Origin of the sequence: Candidatus Nitrosopumilus sp., from assembly GCF_029882185.1 — an archaeon.
Lineage (GTDB): Archaea > Thermoproteota > Nitrososphaeria > Nitrososphaerales > Nitrosopumilaceae > Nitrosopumilus.
On record NZ_JAOULD010000084.1, the window covers coordinates 1 to 3,451 of the forward strand.

3 protein-coding genes are annotated in these 3,451 nt (G+C 35.1%); all 3 read right to left on the reverse strand.

Annotated elements, in window-relative coordinates; translation table 11 throughout:
* A partial coding sequence (ggt, locus tag OEW78_RS10245) for a gamma-glutamyltransferase (protein ID WP_300327195.1) occupies nt 1-1,551 on the reverse strand: 1,551 nt, incomplete at its 3' end.
* Between the two features lie 16 nt (nt 1,552-1,567).
* Nucleotides 1,568-2,371, reverse strand: coding sequence for an ion transporter (locus OEW78_RS10250; RefSeq protein WP_300327196.1), 804 nt, complete (start codon nt 2,369-2,371; stop codon nt 1,568-1,570).
* A 54-nt stretch (nt 2,372-2,425) separates the two neighbouring features.
* Nucleotides 2,426-3,451 (reverse strand): magnesium/cobalt transporter CorA (gene corA, locus OEW78_RS10255; protein ID WP_300327197.1); only part of this gene is annotated, 1,026 nt, incomplete at its 5' end.

Genomic DNA, 3,451 nt, shown 5'->3' on the forward strand with positions numbered 1-3,451 from the left:
AGCATGAATTGCTCCATGATAAAAGGAATATCTGTCTTTGATTGAAATTTCATATCCCATTTTTTTAAGATAGTCGATAATTTCAGTTCTAAATCCTCCATCTTCAATGCTTACATTCCCAGCAATGGAACAATGGAACCGAGGTCTTTCAATTGCCTCACTCATTGGAAGATCACCATCAATCACTCGTGACAGAAATTGAGTAATTGTAGAAAAAATCCTCTGACTGCCAGGACTTCCAACTACCATCCACAATTTAGAATTATTAAAAATCAATGTGGGGGAAACCGAAGTCCATGGAATTGCATTAGGGCGAATATAATAAGGGTGATTAGGATTTGTAAACTCAAAAGCAGACATGTAGTTATTGTACAAGAATCCAAGGCCTTCAGCTGCAGCTTTTGAACCATATGCCAGCTCTACAGACTGAGTAATGCCTACAGCATTTCCTTCATTATCCATAGTAGAAAGATGTGTAGTATCTTCTCCACCAAAATCGGGATCAATCATAGGCAATGTTGCATCCATGGAATTATGAATAGAATCTGCCATCTGTTTTGCAAAGCTTCGTTGCAAATGTAATTTATCCTGAATTTGATCATATGTATGTCTATTAAATGGTCGTTGAACTCTATGCAAAAATGCCTTTCTAAAAGTTTCAGCTACAAAATGATATGAACTTAATTTTGAACTACGCAGAAACTTTGAAGGGAGATGATTTAACATCATCAATGTAAGTAAAAGAGTTCTTCCTGCAGCAGGAGGAGGTAATGTGACAACTCTTACATGTCTATATTTTCTACTAATTGGTTTTCGAATCAGAGGTTCAGGAATGTATGACAAATCTTCTTCTCGGATCAAACCTCTATTATTTTTCATATCAAGAACAATTTTTTTTGCAATTTCGCCATGATAGAAAATTTTATACCCATAATCTGAAATTGTACTGAGTGTTTCAGATAGATCTTCTTGAATGAATCTATCACCTACATCATATGGAACAACACCATCCTTTAAGAAATATTTTGCTCCAGATTTTGATTTGACTGAAAGAAAATTTTCCAATTCTCTTTTTTGTAAAGAATGCTGAAGTTGAGTGATTTTGTATCCTTTTTTTGCGATTCGAATTGACGGCGCAACAATTTTTTGCCATTCCAATCTACCGTATCTATCATGTAAAAATCCAATCAAAGCCAATGTACTTGGAACTGTTGTTGCTTTGTAACCAAGACGACGATTTCTTTTCTTTTTGTACTTAGATGAGTGAGCTAATGAAGGAGAACGACTAGAGCCATCAATTGCATATGATTTTCCATCGACATGAATAATTCCCATAGATTGACCACCAATTCCAGAAGCCTGAGGTTCACAGACACCTAATGCAAGTGCAGTAGCACATGCAGCGTCAATTGCATTTCCCCCTTTTTTGAGCATTTCAACTCCAGCTTTTGTAGCATCAGGAAATGCTGATGATACCATACCTCTTTTTGCTACAGAACATTTCTTATTAGAAGTAGGTTTAAACGATTGTTCTATTTGTTCAATATTCAATATTCAGTTTCCTTCTCTAACTTGGAGTTATATCTTTTCCACAATGAGGGCATGTGTTTTTGCTCTCATCTCTTTTCTTTCGAAGCTCTTCTGTGAATGCAGATGCCATAATTCCTGTAGGGATTGCATATACTGCAATTCCTAAAATTGCAACTCCACCTCCAATAATTTTACCAGCTATTGTAACAGGATACGCATCACCATATCCTATTGTTGTAAGTGTGATTACTCCCCACCACATTGATGCAGGGATACTAGAAAATATTTCTGGTTGAGCTTCATGTTCTGCATAATACATCAAACTAGAAGCAAAAATCAAAACAATGAAAAGAATAAAAAATGCTACTGCCAGATCTCCTGCCTTTGATTTGAATACTTCTCCCAATGTTTGCATGGGATCAGAATATCGTGCAAGTTTGAATAACCTAAACAATCTCAAGAGTCGAATTATTCTGATGAATCGAGTATCTGTAACCACAAAAGGCAAGAAGAACGGAAGTATTGCAGATAAATCAACTAACATCATAGGAGTAAATATGAATCTAAGAAAACCAAACTTTGAATTATTATATTTTGGATTTAATTTACAAACAATTATCCTTCCAACATATTCTGCTGTAAAAATAATTATTGAGAATACTTCAAATGGAGTAAAAAGATAACCGTACTCATCTAGAACGGATTCTTCTGTTTCGATTATTACTACAAGTACATTTACTGCAATCAAAGTAATAATGAAAATTTGAAAGCCTTTTGTGACTTTATCATTTGTCGTTCCCTCTAGAATTTCATATGCTCTTTTCAGAACTTTGTTGGTCATGATTCATTTACAACTAATAATTGTCTTAGAAAATTGATTTTGTCTAGTCTCAAATTAGATCCACCTCTTTTTCCTAAACCAAGCAATCATTATTCCAGAGATTAAAGCCATCCCAATTAGCATGACAAAATAGCTTCCTTCCCATTGCAATTCTGGGACATATGAAAAGTTTGTTCCATAGATACCAGCGATAAACGTAATTGGAATAAAGATTGCTGCAATTACAGTAAGAGTTTTCATTACTTCATTCATACGGTTGCTCACGCTTGACAGATAGGTGTCAAGCATGCCACCAATCACATCACGGAGCCCTTCAATGGAATCAGTGACTTGTATTACATGGTTGTAAACATCACGAAGATACGTCCTTGTACCATCAGATATCAAAGATGTTGAATCACGCCCCAGATAATCTATAATTTCACGTGCTGGCCAGATTGATTTTCTTAATGAAATCATTCGACGTTTTAATGTTTGAATGGTTTGCATGGTTTCAGGATCAGGATTGGCCATCAATTCTTCCTCAATATCTTCTGTCATGTCACCTACTTTTTCAATAACCAGAAAATAGCTGTCAATTATTGCATCAATTATTGCATATGTAAGGTAATCACTTTGAAGTTTTCGTATACTTCCTGAGTTGTTTCTTAATCTATTTCGTATTTGATCAAAAAAATCAGCGCTATGTTCTTGAAAAGTCAAGACATGGCCTTGAGCTAAAATTATCGAGATCTGCTCTAAATCCAGTTTGCCAGTTTTGTCATCATAATGAGGCATCTTTAACATAAGGAGGACATAGTTGTCAAATACCTCTATGTATGGTCTTAGTTCAGTGTTCATTATGTTTGATTGATGAAGTGCGTGAATGTCAAAATCATCTCCAAAAGTTTTAATGATTTCTGCATCATGTACACCTACTACATTTATCCAAGATACATTGGACTTGTTTTTAGATTCTAAGCATTCTTTGATTGAGGCATCAGGGATTTCATGGATATTTTTCTCATCATATTCAATCAAGTTCATTGTGACTTGTTCTACCCTTCTCTCTCCAACATGAATTAAAGCTCCAGGGCGATG

Excerpts from the sequence above, each read along its gene's own strand:
- OEW78_RS10250 (WP_300327196.1), bottom strand. The coding sequence starts at position 2,371 with ATGACCAACAAAGTTCTGAAAAGAGCATATGAAATTCTAGAGGGAACG.